General features: G+C 69.4%; 1 pseudogene. It reads right to left on the bottom strand.

From position 1 onward, the window contains the following. A pseudogene (locus DVK07_RS20625) lies at nucleotides 1-604 on the bottom strand (hypothetical protein); the annotation flags it as partial.

The raw sequence follows: 604 nt of genomic DNA, 5'->3' as shown, positions 1-604 counted from the left end.
GACTCTCCGAGGTCGCCGGCGCCGGCGCCGTGGGCGACGCCCTCACGGTGGCGGACGCCGATCGCGTCACGCCCCTCCGCAGTCACCGTGTACAGAATGTGGGGATACCGGCAGTCGCGGCTGACCAGCCCGGCCTCGCGCAGCTCATCGAGTTCGTCGGACTCCAAGCCGACGTACTCTTGGAGGCGGCGCATGCTGTCGCGGGTGATATCGTACTCTAGCTCCGGGTCGTACTGTCCTTGGTGGGCCGAGTACACCGCCTGGAGAAACCGAAGGCCGGCGTCGCTGATCGGACTCTCCTGCCGCTCTGCGTACGTGAGCTTGAGCGGCAGCTCACAGATCGGGCAGTCGTCGCGGGCAACGTTGTCGGGGTCGTGACAACAGCCGATCGCTGCCCGGAACCCATCCGGGGAGGGGTCATACCGGCTCTCACACCCCACGCAGACGAGCGCGTGTCGCTCCGCATCGTACGCCACCGGGTCCGGCAGCCGCGTAGTGTATGGTAACGCCGAGTCCACCCGCGCGGCGGTGGTCTCGGGGGTCGAGTCGCCTCCCGAGTCGGCCGCGTCGCCAGCCGGGGCGTCCGATCCGGTCGTCGCCGTCG

It is taken from the genome of Halorubrum sp. Atlit-26R, assembly GCF_003666015.1.
In the GTDB taxonomy this organism is placed as follows: domain Archaea; phylum Halobacteriota; class Halobacteria; order Halobacteriales; family Haloferacaceae; genus Halorubrum.
This window is presented reverse-complemented; position numbering and strand designations above follow the sequence as displayed.